The sequence below is a fragment of the Flavobacterium sp. AC274 genome (assembly GCF_979258275.1).
In genome coordinates this window covers 1,261,693-1,278,919 of sequence record NZ_OZ409852.1, presented here as the reverse complement: position 1 = coordinate 1,278,919, position 17,227 = coordinate 1,261,693, and the positions used below count along the sequence as shown (strand labels likewise).

11 protein-coding genes and 1 pseudogene are annotated in these 17,227 nt (G+C 36.6%); all 12 read right to left on the bottom strand.

What is annotated here, in order from left to right; genetic code table 11:
* Window positions 1-306 precede the first annotated feature (306 nt).
* The 12 genes and pseudogenes from ACZZZT_RS05720 to ACZZZT_RS05665 all read right to left on the bottom strand — a co-directional run bounded on the left by ACZZZT_RS05720 (window position 307) and on the right by ACZZZT_RS05665 (window position 17,215).
* Window positions 307-2,940 (bottom strand): alpha-d-galacturonidase, encoded by a 2,634-nt coding sequence (locus tag ACZZZT_RS05720; RefSeq protein WP_463459723.1) that lies wholly within the window; start codon window positions 2,938-2,940, stop codon window positions 307-309.
* A 267-nt stretch (window positions 2,941-3,207) separates the two neighbouring features.
* Window positions 3,208-4,101 carry a sugar phosphate isomerase/epimerase family protein gene (locus tag ACZZZT_RS05715; RefSeq protein ID WP_463459722.1) on the bottom strand — a complete coding sequence of 298 codons (894 nt, stop codon included), beginning with the start codon at window positions 4,099-4,101 and terminating at the stop codon, window positions 3,208-3,210.
* A 125-nt stretch (window positions 4,102-4,226) separates the two neighbouring features.
* Window positions 4,227-5,372: a sialidase family protein gene (locus ACZZZT_RS05710; RefSeq protein WP_463459721.1), complete on the bottom strand. Its 1,146-nt coding sequence runs from the start codon at window positions 5,370-5,372 to the stop codon at window positions 4,227-4,229.
* A gap of 137 nt (window positions 5,373-5,509) precedes the next feature.
* On the bottom strand, window positions 5,510-7,483 hold the full coding sequence (locus tag ACZZZT_RS05705) for a family 78 glycoside hydrolase catalytic domain (RefSeq protein ID WP_463459720.1): 1,974 nt from the start codon (window positions 7,481-7,483) through the stop codon (window positions 5,510-5,512).
* Window positions 7,435-8,229 (bottom strand): glycoside hydrolase family 78 protein, encoded by a 795-nt coding sequence (locus tag ACZZZT_RS05700; RefSeq protein ID WP_463459719.1) that lies wholly within the window; start codon window positions 8,227-8,229, stop codon window positions 7,435-7,437. Before ACZZZT_RS05700 ends, ACZZZT_RS05705 begins: the two co-directional genes overlap by 49 nt.
* A gap of 237 nt (window positions 8,230-8,466) precedes the next feature.
* The gene (locus ACZZZT_RS05695) at window positions 8,467-10,032 is read right to left on the bottom strand and encodes an MGH1-like glycoside hydrolase domain-containing protein (protein ID WP_463459718.1); all 1,566 of its coding nucleotides are present in this window, start codon (window positions 10,030-10,032) and stop codon (window positions 8,467-8,469) included.
* Window positions 10,033-10,373: 341 nt separating this feature from the next.
* Window positions 10,374-12,830, bottom strand: coding sequence for a glycoside hydrolase family 95 protein (locus ACZZZT_RS05690; protein ID WP_463459717.1), 2,457 nt, complete (start codon window positions 12,828-12,830; stop codon window positions 10,374-10,376).
* A gap of 91 nt (window positions 12,831-12,921) precedes the next feature.
* Complete coding sequence (locus tag ACZZZT_RS05685; protein ID WP_463459716.1) at window positions 12,922-14,349, bottom strand: alpha/beta hydrolase family protein; 1,428 nt, start codon at window positions 14,347-14,349, stop codon at window positions 12,922-12,924.
* A gap of 118 nt (window positions 14,350-14,467) precedes the next feature.
* The gene (locus ACZZZT_RS05680; protein WP_463459715.1) at window positions 14,468-15,862 is read right to left on the bottom strand and encodes an alpha-L-rhamnosidase-related protein; all 1,395 of its coding nucleotides are present in this window, start codon (window positions 15,860-15,862) and stop codon (window positions 14,468-14,470) included.
* A 24-nt stretch (window positions 15,863-15,886) separates the two neighbouring features.
* Window positions 15,887-16,048, bottom strand: a pseudogene (locus ACZZZT_RS05675) (family 78 glycoside hydrolase catalytic domain); the annotation flags it as partial.
* Window positions 15,982-16,683 carry an alpha-L-rhamnosidase N-terminal domain-containing protein gene (locus tag ACZZZT_RS05670; RefSeq protein WP_463459714.1) on the bottom strand — a complete coding sequence of 234 codons (702 nt, stop codon included), beginning with the start codon at window positions 16,681-16,683 and terminating at the stop codon, window positions 15,982-15,984. The gene ACZZZT_RS05670 and the pseudogene ACZZZT_RS05675, both read right to left, overlap by 67 nt.
* Window positions 16,646-17,215: a glycoside hydrolase family 78 protein gene (locus ACZZZT_RS05665; RefSeq protein WP_463459713.1), complete on the bottom strand. Its 570-nt coding sequence runs from the start codon at window positions 17,213-17,215 to the stop codon at window positions 16,646-16,648. The genes ACZZZT_RS05670 and ACZZZT_RS05665 overlap by 38 nt, the downstream gene beginning before the upstream one ends.
* Window positions 17,216-17,227 lie beyond the last annotated feature (12 nt).

The window sequence follows — 17,227 nt, the reverse complement described above, 5'->3', positions numbered from 1 at the left end:
AAATGTTTTCTTCATGCTTTTTTGATCCTGCGAGGTTTCCAAAACCTCGTAGGTTTAATTTTTATAAGGTTGACTTTGAATACTTACAAGGTTTTAAAAACTTGCAGGAAAGTGTATTTCTCGTTTATTTGTTATTTTACTTCTTCAATTAGACCTGACAGGTTTTAAAAACCTGTCAGGTCTAAATTAACTGAGAGTTCGCGTGAGGGATGGCAGTGGAGCTCTTTTTTGAGGCGATTTTTCATCGCCTCAAAAAAAGCGGGAACGTACAGCCCGACCCGGAGGGACACGCCCAACTTATTCTAATTAATAAAACAACCAGTCAATCGCCCCTTTTTCTCCGGTATCAATATAACCCACATCGCGCGGTGTTATGGTTTGGTTAGCGTCGATAAAACCTAAAATCAACACTCTTCCTTTTCCTAAATTCAATTCATTTTCACCCGGCTGAAACGTGTAGGTATGAATGTTTACACGAGGTAATTCTTTTAAATTCATGGCGCTTGCTAAAATCACTTCGGCCTGACCATAAGCGTTTCCGGCTGCATCTGTTTCTAAACTTGGCGGAAACAAAAATCGCTTTTGATCTGAATTGAAATACCCAACAACTAATTTTACAGGTTTTGTATTTTTAAATTTCAGATGTGTTCCTTTCTCATTTTGTGCTGTTTCCTCAAATGCAATTCCTTTCAGGTTTTGTAATTCAGGAGCTATTTTCGTCAATTCAGAAATTGGCGTCCCGTACACTTTTGTACCGTTTTTTACAGCATACGTTCCTTTGTTTTCACTTAGTAAAGTTACTTCTGCAGTTTGCCACGGCTTTCCTTCTTTGGTTGCAATTTTACCATCTTTTGATGATTTTAGCAACTCTAAATTTCTTTTAAAATTAACCAATTCACGTTCATAATGCGGTAATAATTCTGCCCATGTTTTGTTGTTTCCGTCATCGCCCCCAATAGGAATTCGGCGTTGTGCGGTTTGCATGCTGTTGGCGTATAGATAACTATCTTTCGTTAAATTTACTAATGTTTCGTAATATTCGATGCTTTTCTCTAAATGTGGAAGTGCTTTATCCAAATCTGAAATATCATTTGAATAACTGTATCTCAACACCAATAAGGCTGCTTTTACTTTTTCTGAAAAGAAATCGGCAAAAGCTTTGTAAGCATGCATATCGTTTTTAAGACGTAGAAATTCTTCTTTGTCTTTGGTTACACTTTTTTCTGCTTTGTCAATTGCTTCAACGGCTAATTTCCCGTGTTGGGTAATTTCGGCAATAATCTGAGTTGGAAGTTCTCCAGAATGCGGTTCTTTATTCCACTCTTTTTTAGCATATTCTAAAAGCAATTCTCCCGCTGGGCCACAAGATTCATGGAAACCTGGGTAAACACGCCATTTTGCCGGATTAACCAATTGGCTTTCGAACATTCCTAATAATAAAGTCTGACGGTTTCCTTCTGTAATTCCGAAACGTCTTAATGTTTTTGGAGCAATTTCTCCAGATTCGTCGTATGCTTTTTGAATGTTGTTTGCTGCTTCTAAATCGGTTCCGTATTTCGCAGCCAGATCTTTATCCCAAAATTGAACTTCTTCTTTTCTGTCTCTTTTACTGTCCCACGCATATCTTGCCCATGCTTTGTACCAAATCCAGTCACGATCCATTTCCAGTAAACGTTCGCCTGTTTTTGTTTTATCTGCAGAATACGGCCAATCCCAATACGAAGCCTGCGGATATAAATGCAATGCATTTGCGCCGTGAACGCTGTGCATGGCTTTTACCGTTTTCTGGATAAAGTCCGGCGAACCGTATCTAAATGGTTCCAAATTTGCCAAAATATGAACATTTTCTATATGAATTGATTGCAAAGCGCTTAATTGTTTATGCGTTTCGCCCCAAGGTCCGCCCGGCGTATAAGTCGTTAAAGATTCTCCGGTATATTTACTTTCTGTGTATAGATTTTTGTATAACGGAAGTGATTTTTCCATCACCAAAGGCCCATCGGTATCATGCGAACGCAAAATAATTGGCGGTTCCTCTGTTTTACCTAAAGCCTCTAAGCCATCACGAACGCCTGGAATAATGGTTTTCGTAAACCATTCTACATCATCATCAACTGTATTGATTGCTTCTCCTAAACAAACCATTAACCCAACATTTGGATATTTTTCGATAAAAGCAGCGATAGATTTTCTGGTATAATCTGAAAGTAAGGGCGTAATTGGTCTTGAACGATCTTGTGTTTTTATGTTATAATGTTCTGCAAAAGGCTTAGAAACAATAATATTGTAAAACATCTGAATTACCCAGATGCCTCTTTTGTTGGCTTCTTCGGTTAGGAATTTATAGATTTCTTCGTTCTTTTTAAAATCTTCGTCGCTAACTTCTACAGCAAACGGATATTCCTTCAATTTTACTAAAGAAGCAAACGGATGTCCGTTCCATAAATACAAGGAGTTCATTCTGTTCTCGACCAGCATATCCAAATACTTTACCCATAGTTTTTTATCATAAAACCAAGGGAAAGTTTCAGGCGTATACGGATACTCGTAAACATCACGTCCCGGAAGGTAAACAGGTTTCTGCATTCCGATACAAGCGCCTCTTAAAACCATTTCGGGACTGTCAGCGATATTAATTTCTGTTGGAAGTTTTCCTGAATCTTTAATACGGTCTGTTAATTCTAATGCTCCATATAAAGCTCCAGAAGCATCTGTTCCTTCGATGTAAATGATATTTTTTTGAGTGCGAATTTGAAAACCTTCTTTCTTGCTTAATTGGCTATCGTCGATTTTAGCCGATTTTGCATTTTGTTTCCAAAAATCAGTTCCTTTTTCGCCAATAACAATGACTTTATCTTTCTTATTTATTTTATCAGAAGCAATTACTTTGAATCCTTTTTGAGATAAAGTTTCAGATAATTTCTCCACTCCAAACTGCACTCTTGGCGATTTTGAATCACTAACAATGGTGATGTTTTGCGCTGTTGCGAAAGTGGTATAGACGGTTAAAAAAGTAAAGTAAAGTATTTCATTGTATTATAATTTTTATTCTTTGCGTGAAAATTAATCTGCCAAATCTGCTTAAATCTGCCCGATCTGCGTGAAATAATGGCACGCAGATCGGGCAGATTTAAGCAGATAAACGCAGATTAAAAGTGTGAACTTGTAATGTTTAACTTTTACATAATCAGCACTTTTACAAGCTTATTAATTCTGAAAAATCTTTTTCAAATAGGCCACGTTTGCACCATAATTGGCTTTTACGTTATGCACTTGTGTTACGTCACGAGAGCGCTCTACAATTAGCCAGCCGCTCCATTTCATTTCGTCCAGCGTTTTTTTGATTTCCGGCATATTGATCATCGTATCATTTTCAAGCCAGACTTTATCTGTATTCGAAGCATGAATTTGAGCCAAATGTTTTTTGCCTAATATTTTTAATTCCGATGGAATATCTCTTCCGTTGTCTGCGGCATTGGCAAAATTGAAAGAACTTTTAATGTATTTAGAATCTATTTCTTCCAATAATTTTTTCTCTTCTGTAGCATTTAGCGAAGTTTCAATCGCGATTACACCGCCAATTTTGCCGACTTGTTTTCCTGCCCATTTTAATCTTTCAACAATTATTGGGCGCAGTTCCGGATTTTTAACCAAATCACTTTCTGTTCCTAACGGAAGATAAGCGACTTTTACTTTCATGTCTTTCATTGCTTTTACACAATCATTAATCATAGGTTCGATAGTTTCTCTTTTGGCAAAAGACTGTGCATAGAATCCGGACATGGCAATAGAACTGATTCCCACATGCAATTCTTTAGATTTATCAAGAAACTTTTGTCTTTCAACGGGATCTCCCAATTTGCTGTCAAAAGTTGGTCTTTTTCCTAAACCGCCCATGTCCAGTTCTATTCCGTCGGCTTTGATTTCGCTTGCCAAACCAAAAGCGCCTAATTTTTGTCTTTTTAAAATCATCCAGTCGCAAACCGCAACTTTGTATTTTTGTTTGTTTGATGACTGAGCTGTTGCGCAACTATTGAAAGAGCAGGATAAAACTGCTAAGATTACGATAATACTGTTTTTCTTAAAATAAGCTAAATTCATAAATATTAGTTTTTTACCATTAAGATATTAAGAAAGTTAAGTGTGCTGCTTAATAAACTTACTTTATGATCTAAGAAAATTAAGCTTAATGCAACTTAATATCTTAATGGTTAAATTTTAAAATCTTATTCTTCTTCAGCCTTAACAGCGGTTACGACTTTGTTTTCGTCTCCAGGCCAGATTCCGTTTTTGATTGGAAGTGCTTTTAATTTACTTGGATCAACTTTTACATATTTCAGTTTTTCTCTTCTCCAAGTGTACACAATATGCACCATTCCGTCAGAACTCTGAATCATAGAAGGATATGAATATTGACTGATTTTTGAATCTTCTAAAACCAAAGCAGCTTTCCAGTTAATTCCATCATCAGAAATAGAAACATTCAACGGCGTTCTTGGTCCTTTTGCTTCTGTTCCCGGAGGTAAAACGTGATTGTAAACTAATAGATGTTTTCCGTTTTTAAGCGTTACGGCATCTGTTCCTGAATTGTTATTTGGCAATCCTATCAATTCTACGTCTGACCATGTTTTTCCATTATCCTTAGAAAATGTACTAAAAATAGCTCTGTTTCTGGTTCTTCCAATGGCTTGGATACTGCCATCTTTGTGGAATAATATACTTGGCTGAATAGCGTTGATTTTTTGTTTTCCTCTTGGCAGCGTATCACCCATTATCCATGTTTTGCCGAAATCCGGAGTAGATTCCATACGAAGTCTCCAACCGTCGCCTTCAATGCTTGACGGACATAATAAAGTTCCGTCGCTTAATAAAACAGGCTTATTTTTGATTGGTCCTAAAAATCCATCTGGCATTTTTTTAGCCTCAGACCATGTTTTTCCGCCATCAGATGAAGTTCTGATTACGCCCCACCATTCTGATGGTTTTGGTCCTATTTTGTAGAAAAGCATTAAATCGCCACCCGGAATTTGATACAGAACCGGATTCCATGTTGGCAATCTCGGACCTTCTTTCATCACGCCATCGGCAACTTTAACGCCTTCGCCCCATTTATCACTTCCTTTCGGCTTGATGCTTACATAGATACAAACATCAGGATGTCTTTCGTGCGTTCCTCCAAACCAGGATGAAACTAAATCACCATTTGTTGCTTCGACAATTGTAACCGCGTGGCAAGACGGATAAGGCGCTTTATCATAAATAAATTCATCTACCAAAATACCTTCTTTCCAAGTCTTTTTTTCTAAAGCCGATTTACAACTTCCTAAAAGGAAAAGTCCAAACAAGACAAATGCTAATTTTGTTATCTTCATTCTTAATTTAATTATGAATTAAAATTTTCAACTATAAATACATTCCTACTATTTTTTTAGGTAAAAATATTTATTAAGTGTAAAAATAACACTAAAAAATTAACAATGTATCCTGTACTGTCCCGAATTGTCTAAAATTAACGCTTTACGACGATAGCGTAAGAACCGGATGATAAATTGAGAACCAAATTGTTGTTTTCAATTTTATAGTAAGATGAAAAAGCAGCAGTTAATTTTTGATTATTAACCATTACAGCTGAAATATCCGAAGTTGGTAAATAAACGATTGCCGAACTATTTGCCGGAATATTTATTTTCCATTCGAGTTTATTTTTAGCCTTTTTCCAGTCACTTTTAATCAATCCGTAAATAGATTCATAAGATGCGTTTACGAAAGTTAATCCGGTTTCAAAATCAGGTTTCATGATGATTTGTTTGAAACCCGGAGTTTCAGGATTACTCTTTATTCCAGCTATATTTTCGTAATACCAAATCAATAAATCGCCCAAAAGCATTACGTGATTTTGTGAATTCATTTTAGGATCTGCGGTATTTCCATTCCATAATTCCCAAATCGTAGTGGCACCGTTTTTAGCCATATAACCCCAACTCGGATAAGTATTATTTGAAGCCAGTTTATAACTTAAATCCGGTCTTCCAAATTGAGATAACGTTCGCATTAAAAATTGAGTTCCAATAACGCCCGTACTTATATGACTTTTGTACGTTACCTCAACTTCATGCACAATATTGTCAAATACTTTTGACTGAAGATTTTCAGGAACCATTCCAAAAGTCAACGGAAGCAAGTTTGCCGTTACCGTATTATTTGCATATTTATTTGTTTTTGAATCGAAAAACTTAACATTAAAAGCCGTTTTTATTCTTTCAGAAAGTGAATCGTAATATTGAATATCATCAGAATTTGTCCCATTAATTGTTGCAAATTTTTTCATTTTTTGCAGTAAATGATAATAAAAAGCGCTCGCAATTAATTCACCATTCGTAGTTCTGGTCGAATCTTTGGAATGAATTAATTCTAAAGATTCCGGCGGAACACACCAGTCTCCGTATTTGTCTTTGGTCATTAAATCTTTAACCAGATAATTTTCTTCCATATAAACAATCCATTTTTTCATCGATGGATAATGTTTTTCGATTACTTTTTTATCTCCAAATTGCTGATACAACATATCAGCAACCGTAATATAGGTTCCCGGCCAGGTTACATTGTCTCCGTAATAACGCCAAAATGCCGGCGCAACATCCGGAATTCCGCCATCTGCAGTTTGTGCATTTTTAATATCTTCAAGCCATTTGGCATATAATGTTTGGTTATCGAATAAAAAACTTTCGCCATAAGCTCCCGTCGTTCTGTCGCCCAACCAAGGCTGGCGCTCATTTCGCTGCGGACAATCGATTGGCATTCCTTTATAATTTCCTCTAATTCCCCAATAGGCATTCTTGAAAATCTGGTTCATCACAGCATCCGAAGATTCAAAAGTTCCAATTGTTTTGATGTCATCGTAAACCACTTTTCCAACAAAATTATCCAAAGTTGGTTTTGTCGAAAATCCTGAAACTTCTACAAAACGGAATCCGTGAAATATAAAAGTCGGTTCCCAAATTTCTTCTCCTTCGCCTTTTAAAGTATAAACATCTGTTGTTCTGGCATCACGTAAATTGTCGATATATAAAGATCCATCGGCTTGTAATGATTCAGCAAATTTCAACGTGATTTTATCGCCACTTTTTCCTTTTACTTTCAATTGCAGCCAGCCGACCATATTTTGACCCATATCGAGAATATAAGTTCCTCTTGGCGTTTGCTTGATTGAACTTGGTTTTACTTCGCCCATTATTTTCATATTCGGCGTCATTTGTGCTTCATAAAAACCACCCGGTTCCTGAACATATTCTGCTGTTAACCAAGTTTTATCATCAAAATTGGTGGTGTTCCAATTTTTCATTTCTTTTCTGGCGTCGTATTCTTCGCCGTCGTATTCGTTGTTCGATAAAATGGGTCCGTTTGTGGTTACTTTCCAGGTATCATCGGTTCTAATTACGTCTTTTGCTCCATCCGTATATTCAACAAAAAGCTGCAAAGCCATTTTCGGGTAACCAAAAGTTTTGATTTTATACGGCTTATAATCCTGACGCATGGTAAAAAACGTCCGTTTCCTAAAATCGTTCCTAACATATTTTTGCCTTCTTTCAATTGCGAAGTCACATCAAAAACATTGTATTTTACATTTTTTGTATAATCCGTAGGAGCCGGCGCCAAAACCTGATCGCCAATTTTATTTCCATTAATATACAACTCATAAAGTCCTAAGCCCATGATATAGACTTTAGCATTTTTAATTTCTTTTTTTAAATTAATTTCTTTTCGAAGATATCTCGCCGACAATTTTGAATATTGAGAAATACTATCTCCGGCAGAAGCTTTTTCATAACCAATCCAGCGTGTTGATTTCCAATCGGCATAATTCAAAATTCCCATACTAAAATTCGCCTTTTCTTTCGATTGAATTTCCCCTTTATTCGTCCAAACGGTTACTTTCCAAAACGCATTTTGTCTGTCGTCAAGTTTTTTTCCTTTATAAATAATATTGACAGATTCGTTACTTTCGATTTTTCCGCTATCCCATAAATCCGCCTTATTTGAATTTAAGTTTTCCAAAGTCGAAGCTACCAAAATTTGATAAGAAGTTTGTTTTACATCATTTACATCTGCATTTATTTGCCAGCTCAATCTTGGTTTTACAACATCAATTCCTTCCGGATTGTTCAGCATTTCGCATTGCAAATTGGTAACGCTGATTTTGTTTTGGGCTTTCGCCGAAAAAGAAATCAATGTTATGATGATGAATGTTGTATGTAAAAAAACTTTTTCATGTGTTGTGTTTTAATGGTATGCTGATAGTATTTTTTTGCCCGCAGATTTGACGGATTAAACGGATTCGCACTGATTTATTTTTGATCTCTAATTATGAAATTCCATCAAGTGTGTAACTTCCAAAGGGAGAAATCACAAAAACAAGAATAAAATCTGCGCCAATCCGTTTTACCTGCGTCATCCGCGTGCCAATTCTCACTCCGAAACCAATTTCTCCAATCTTTCAGAAACCGCAATTTCCTTACCATTTTTAAAAATCCTGAATCCTTTTCCTTTATGATATTTTTCTCCCGTTTTATCCCAAAGAATCGTAATAATATTGCCGTGATACAAAACATTGTCCAAACAAAACCAATCCCATTTTTCCTGTGGAATCAACGGATTCACTTCTATTTTTTCATCCGCTCTCGGGCGTAAACCCACCAAACCTGTAATCATCAAATCATTAAAAGTCGAATGATTATAGTAACGGCTTCTTTCTCTGTCACCCATTAACCAATATCCTGTTGTTTCGTCCAGATATTCACCTAAATAAGGTCTTCCGCGATAGTATTGCGATTCTACATATAAGTTCATTTGTTTGAAATAATCAGTTTTCGCAACAAAATTCTGATCGTAATTATTTAAAACATTCGCCAAAGCCGTTAAAGTTTGCGAACTGGCAAAAGGCCAAATAGCGCCGTCCCATTCGCAGGTTCCGGTTCCGTGCGTTCTAAAACGAGGGCTTCTTCTTTCGGCCGTCGTCAAACCAAATGGCGCCGAAAATCCTTTTTCATCTTTAATTTGTTCCCACGCTTTCTCAAAACCTTTATTTTTCTGTGGTAAATTAAAATACCACGGAATAAATCCGATTGCTTCACGAACCTGAGCTAAGGTATCTTTTTCTGTAAAGGTCTCAAAGAATTCACTTTTAGGGTTCCACAGTTTGGTTTCTACTAATTTTTGAAGCGTATCTGCTTTCGCTTCAAAATAACTTTCTTGTTTGGCATCGCCTTTTAGCTTTGCAATTTTCGCCAAAGCAGTTGCATTTCCAAACATATAACTATTAATTGTTGGGCGCGCATTTCTAAATTTTCTGGCACCGCTTAACGATTCTTCCATTCCGTCTTTTACATCAAACTGCCAGAATAAGCCGTCTTTTCGTTTTCTGTCTCCTTCCCAAGCTGCATATTCTGCAACCAAATCAGGATACATATCCAATAAAAATTTGTCGTCTTTATTTACTAAATACCTGTTGTACAAAGCATCTGCAGTCCAACTGCTAAAAGTTCGAAGCTTTTTCATCGGTTTGCCATCATTTCCTCTAAACCACAAATGAACATCCTGCTCCAAATATTGCGGATCATGAACCCATCGAAATTCATTAATATGATGTCCCAACGCACAACTAATCATATTGTATTTATCGGCATAAGAACGATCTACCAAAAACTCTGTAATCGCAAATCCCTGCGGAGTTTTCTTAATATGTTTGCGCGCGCTCCACCAACGGAAATAATAAATCTCCTCAAAATTTTGCTGCGGACATTCAAACAACGGAATATTCTTTTCCATCCAAACCCAGGCAGAATCATTCGGAATCGCAAATTTTAAATTCTCATCTTCCATCGTGTTGAAATAATCAACATAATGTTTAAAGTTTTTTTCTTTTAAAATGACTGCTTTTCCTTTTTGAGAATAATCCGCACTAGATTTACAGCTGTTTAAAGTTGCAATCAGGATTATAAAAACTATTATTTTGTATTTAAAATGATGTAACATATTCAAATTATTATTAAAATTCTTTGGGCTTGTTCGCCGCGGCGAATCGTACTGTCCGTTCCCGCTTCCCGATGAAAATCGGGAGAGCTCCACTACCATCACTCACGCAAGAGACCTTTAGTTTTTTCACACCTTTTTGTCATTTCGAGGAACGAGAAATCACATCCAGAGAGCGACGAACTGTGTGTCTTAACTTTATGTGATTTCTCGTTCCTCGAAATGACAAACTGGACTTGCTAATTCATACATACCTACAAGGTTTTGTCCCGAAGCTTCGGGATTGCAGGAAACGTAACCAGACCTGACAGGTTTTAAAAACCTGTCAGGTCTAAACTTTTAGATTAATTCCCATAAAAAACATTAGTCTGTCCAGCTTTCATCTGAACATCATATTCATTATACTTTGGCAACATAACTTTCTTCAAATTCGCTTTTTCAGATATGATTGGTTTCTTCACTTCCACATCATAAAACAACGAATTCGGATTTTTTCCTTTTGCTTTTTTAAGCGACGATCCTTTTAAAGTATTCTCTACTTTTAATCTACAGTTTCCTCCTATTTTAGAATAAATTTTCAACTCCGAAACTTTATTGTTTTTCCAGGTCAAATCAATTACAAAACCGCCACGAGCGACCAAACCTTTTATACTTCCATCTTTCCAAACGTCTGGTAAGGCCGGCAATAAATGAATGGCATCTTCCTGACTTTGCATCAGCATTTCGGCAATTCCGGCAGTACAGCCAAAATTCCCATCAATTTGAAACGGCTGGTGCGCATCTAACATATTTGGGTAAGTTCCACCACCTTTTCTTTGGTCGGACGTTACCAAATGCAGTTGATCCTGAATCAGTTTATAAGCATGGTTTCCGTCTAATAATCTGGCCCATAAATTTACTTTCCAGCCCATCGACCATCCTGTCGATTCGTCTGTTCTGTATATCAAAGATTGTTTTGCTGCCTCAAATAATTCAGGAGTTTTCACTGCCGAAATCTGATTACTTGGATACAATCCGTACAAGTGCGAAACGTGTCGGTGATTGTCTTTCGGATTATCCCAATCATCCTGCCATTCTTGTAACTGACTGTGTTTTCCCACTTTCATTGGAGGCATTTTTGCCAGCGCTTCACTTACTTTTTTAGTATAAGCCTCATCTGGTGAAACCAATTTGGAAGCTTCAATAACATGCGTAAACAAATCAAAAACCAACTGATTATCCATTGTCGTTCCGGAAGCAATTGTCGCTTTTCCGGTTCCACCCGCATGTGTGTTCTCAGGTGAACTTGAAGGAACTACAACTAAATATTTTGTATTTGGATCGATAACCATAAAGTCAAGGAAGAAATCTGCTGCTCCTTTCATGATCGGATAAATTTCTTCCAGATATTTTTTATCTCCCGTATATAAATATCTTTCCCATAAATCCTGACAAACCCAAGCACCGCCAGTTGGCCACATTCCAGATGCAGCAGAATCAACCGGAGCGGTAACGCGCCAAATATCGGTATTGTGGTGTAAAACCCAACCGCTCGCATTGTACATCATTCTGGCTGTTTCGGCACCCGTAACGCTTAATTCTTTTGCCATTTGAACAAAAGGTTCATGCATTTCCTGAAGATTGGTTACCTGTGCAGGCCAATAATTCATTTCGGCATTAATGTTTGTGGTGTATTTACTGTCCCAGGGCGGTGTCACCATATCATTCCAAATTCCTTGCAAATTCGCAGGTTGTCCGCCCGGCTGTGAACTCGAAATTAAAAGATAACGCCCAAATTGAAAATACAAACTCGCCAATTGCGGATCGAATTGTTTCGAGAAATCTCTGATTCTTTCGTTGGTTGGTTTCTTAGCCGCGTCGTTTGTTCCCAAATCAAAAGAAACTCTGTTGAAGAATTTTTGATAATAATCGACATGTGCTTTTTTTATCGTTTCAAAATCTTTGGTTTCGGCTTTCGCCAAATATCCTTTGCTTTTCGCAATTTCATCTTCTGAAATATCCTGATAATTTTTGAAATTCGTTGCGATCGAAATGTATAAAGTTACTTCATCTGCTTTATTAATACTTAAGACACCGTTGCTCGCGTCAATTTCGCCACCTTTATTTTTAGCCGTTAACCTTCCCTGAAATTTCACTTTTCCTTTTACCCCTTCAAAATTTGTCCCCAAACCAGAAAGTATAATTTGGTTTCCTTCAGTTGAAGCAACCGTTTTATCAATTGGACTATTCATAAAAACATTACACGTAATTTGTCCTGGTTGACTTGCCGAAAGTTTCACCGCAATAACCTGATCTGAAAAAGCCGTCAGAATTTCTCTTGTAAATTCAACGCCGTTTACGGTATATTTTATCTTTGCTGTAGCATTGGCAATATCTAAATCTCTGTAATAATTGGTGTATTTTTGATGTCCCGGAAATGAAATATAAACGCTCCCAAAAGTTTGATATGGCATTCCGTCATTGGTTTGCGACATAATATCCTGCGTAGCCAATTCCTGAGCTTCATCAAATTTTCCATCAAAAATTAATTGACGAACAATTGGCAAAGCTTTTATCGATTTGGTATGTGCATTGCTGTTTGGTGAACCCGCCCAAATGGTTTCTTCATTCAACTGTAAACGCTCCACCGCCGGATCTCCAAAAACCATCGCACCCAAACGACCATTTCCCAAAGGCAAAGCTTCGTTCCAGATTGCAGCTGGTTTATCGTACCAAAGTTTTAAATCACTATTACTTTGCGCTGTTGCAGCACACGAAAAAATTCCAACACAAATCGCAGCTATTTTATTTTTTAATTTCATAGAGTATATTTTTTTCGCCACGAATTCACGAATTTTTAATTATTAAAATTGGCTTAAAATAATTCGTGAATTCGTGGCTATCTTTTACATCTTACTTCTTAACTTCATAAATCTTATTATTTTTCTCGCCAAACATTTCATATAATTTGTCGATATCTTTCAAAGCATTTTTAGGTAAATTTTCGGCTTTATTTCCAAAAACATATAATTTATCATAAGGTTCAATCACACAAGTTGACTCGTCAATTTCTCCTTTTTCATTTTTGACTTTATTCAAATCTAAACCTAAATATTTCGCCATAAACGGATACAAAGCCATACGTTTTGAAACTCCGAAATCATGTCCTTCTTTTGCAAAATGAGCGTTTTCTACCAAATCTTTTTTACTGTACAATTCATATGTTCTTTGGATAAAAGGAAATTCCAATTCAGGAACCATCAAAGTCCAGTCTTTTCCATCAGAAACTATTAATTGTGGTTTTGGTGCCATCATCGCTGAAATTTCGGCATTGTTTGTTCCGTTTCCGCAAAGGTGAATTCCGCGACCGCTTTCGCAAGGACATCCCCCAGAAAAATGAGACGAAACCATTACAACCGGAGCAGAAACCGTAATTCTGTCATCGATTGCCGCCAAAAACATAGTGTGAGATCCACCGCCCGATCCGCCTGTAACGCCAACACGTGACATATCAACATTTTTTTGAGTCGATAAATAATCCAATAAACGGATTCCGCTTAAAACCTGAACCGTTGATGCAATACTATTCCTATGAGTTTGTTCCGGAAACTGAAGCAAAGATTCTCCCCACGCAAACAAATCATAACTCACAACAATTGCGCCCATTTTAGCCAGAATTGCACAACGATATTGTTCGTCTTTTCTATATCTTCCGTCTCCAAAATGTCCGTCAGGAGTTAGAATTACCGGAGCTTTTTTATTGAAAGGATACGGTTTATAAATTGAACCGGTTACATAAACGCCCGGCAAAATTTCCAATCCGATATTTTCAACACTGTAATCTTTATAAATTCTTTTTGGAGTTAAAAGTGGCTTAGACTTTGGTGTTGGGGGCGCCTTGTCTAAACCAAATGATGTAATCATACAAGCTTTTAACTCCGTTTTACGTTTTTCCCATTCTTCTTTAGTTGAGTAAAGGCTTTCCAGATAAAACAATCGTTCTTTTCCTTTATCAACTGAAACTTTATGGTTTTCATATTTTCTAATGATGTAAGTTCCGTCCGGTTGTTTAAAATACATTAATTCAAACGGCGCTAAAATATTCGTCAATGAGATTGGTAAATTTCCTGGCTCAATTCTCCAATCAGCATAATCGAGTTCTTTTCCTTTTAGTAAGCCTCGGTCATCGTTTATCGTTACGTTAAAAACCGTTTCAATCTTTTTTAAGGTTTCTGAAACGGGTTTTCTGTAATTTTCATCAGACGTTATTTGCGCATTTGCAAAACTCACTGCAAAAATTGAAAGTAATATTGCCTTTCTTATGTTTTTTAATTTCTTCATTTCTTGTTGTTGACATTGGCACGCGGATGACGCGGGTTGAGCGGATTTTATTTTGATAGTTTAAAAAAAATCTGTGCTCATCTGTTGAAATCCGTTTGATCTGTGTGCCAATTTATTTTTATATTTTACATTCAATTGTATATTTTCCTGATCCAAATCTCAGGTATTTAGTTACTTTTCCGTTTACTTTTACTTCTGTACCCGCTGCTATTGGCAATTTTATAGTTGCCGATGTATTCACCGGAATCTCCACTTTCAGAATTAATTTCCCATCTTTCTTTTCCCATTCCGAAGCAATATTTCCATAAACAGATTTGTAAGTTGCTTTTACAAAAGTCATATCGCCAACAACTTCCGGCTGAATAAAAAAATGTTTGAAACCCGGATTTTCAGGATCAGGAACAATTCCGGCCAAACTTTGGTAGAACCATTCTTCAATTTGTCCCATCATAAAGTGATTCCATGAATTTCCTTTTCTCGGATCCCATTGTTCGGTTAAAGTGGTCAGACCAAATTTAATCTGAAAACCATAACCCGGCGCATCGTAATGATTGTTCATTTTGTACATCATTTCGTTTTCGCCATTTTGTGCCAAAGCCTGAAACAAATAACGATTTCCAACATCGCCCGTTGTTAATCGGTCACCTTTTGCTTTTATATCTGCTAATAAATTCTGCATTACAGCCGCTTTATATTGCGGCTCTACAATATCCATATAAACGGGAACGGCATTACTAAACTGGCTGTTTGTACCATATTGTTTGGTTTCGGGATTGAAAAATTCCTTGTTAAAAGCATTTTTTATATCTGAAGTCAAAGTTTCATATATCGAAATATCTTCTGTTTTGTTCAACAATTTTGCCGCTTTTGCCACCAAACTTGCGCCATAAAAATAATGAGAAGTCGCCGAAAGTGCAATCGGACTATTTTTTGAATATCCCGCCGCGTGCGTTCCGTAATCGTACCAATCGCCCAAACCGTGCAACACAATATGATCTTTTGCTTTTGTACCTAAATAATCCACGTACTTTTTCATTACCGGATAATATTTCTCTAATAAAGAAGCGTCGCCATAATATTCATAATACATCCAGGGCAGAATTACTCCGGTTACACCCCATTCCGGTGAATCGGTAAAATCGCCTCCAAAAACCACATATTCAGGAACAATTGTCGGTATTAAACCGTCTTCTCGTTGCGAATCTGAGATGTTTTGCATCGTTGCGGGAATAAAACTTTCGAGATTATAATTGAACATTAAACCCGGTCCGTTTAAGTGAATTTCTTCCAGCCAACCCAATTTTTCACGTTGCGGACAATCGGTAAAAACACTTTGAAAATTACTTTTTATGGAGTTATTGATCAGTTCATGCGCTTTATTAAAAATTGTATTTGAAGATTCAAAAGTTCCTGCTTCGCCAGCGGAATTATAAATGAAATTTGATTTTAAATCTAGCAGCGTTGGCAAGTTTTTATCTTTGTTTTCTTTATAATTGATGTTCTCAATCTGCACATATTGAAAACCGTAGTAACTGAATTTCGGCTGCCATTCTTCTACACCATCTCCTTTTAAAGTATAGTCATAATAATAAGGTTTTCCCGATCTTCCCTGACCAACGGTTCCGTCATCATTTAAACCTTCGCCAACCCAAACGCGAACGGTTTGTCCTTTTTCCCTTTTACTTTTATAGTCGTAAATCCCGAAAGATTTTGTCCCATATTAAAAACAAAAAAGTTAGGTTTAAGTTCCTTAAATGCCACAACATCATATTGTTTCTGAACCGTAATCGGCGGCGCAATCTGAGCTCTTAAAACTCCTTTTGGTGCTTCCTGAACAACAATTTTTTTCCAGTTTGAATCTTTAAATCCTTTTTCATTCCAGCCTTTTTGTTCTAAGTTGGCGTTGTAATCTTCGCCTCCAAAAATGCTGTTGTAGGTAATTGGACTTTTGCTGTATTTCCAGCTTTCATCCGATTTTATGATTTCTTCAGAGCCATCTTTGTAAACCACTTTCATTTTGAAAAATAAAGTTGGCGGACCAAAACTCACAAAAAACTTGGTATATCTTTCAGCCAGCGTATTGTACATTCCGTTTCCTAAAAGTACACCAATTACATTTTCTCCTTTTTGCAATTCTTTTGCCGATAATTCATAAGTATTGTAATTGACCGTTTTGTCATAATCTGTCCATAAAGGCGCAAATTCACTGTTGCCAATTTTATTTCCGTTGATGGTTAACTCATAATGTCCCAATCCGGAAATATAAACTACAGCTTCTTTAAATTCTTTCTTAAGATTAAAAGGTTTTCGAAGCATAATACTTCTGCGCGACAAAGAATCTGAAGCATTTATTATGGCATCTTTTTTCTCTTTTATAAGTTGCCGAATGGTAATTTCTTCCTTCCGGCAAATTGCTATCGGCTTTTGTAATAGCACCAATCCAGATTGGATTTAAATCGGATTCGTTGGGAGCCATTCTGAAAAAAGCGGTTTTACTCCATTTTGAAATTTCACCTTCCTGATTCCAGACTTTAACCTTCCAGAAATATTTGGTTTCGGGTTTTAAAGGGCTTCCGCCAAAAGCGATATGCAAATTTTGATAAGAGTTTACTCTTAAGCTGTTCCAGATATCACCTTCGTCATTTTTTAGTTTTTCTTCGGATGACGCAACCAAAATCTGATACCCAATTTGTGATGTATTTGATTCTTTTGCGATTAATTGCCAGCTAAATCTTGGTTGATTCTGAACGACTGCTAATGGATTATCAGCCATTTCTGTGGTTAGATGTACGGGCAAAATTTGTCCTTTAGAAACGAGAGTTACTAAAAGACAAATTGCTAATAATATGTTTTTGAAATTCTTCATTTCTTATTGTTG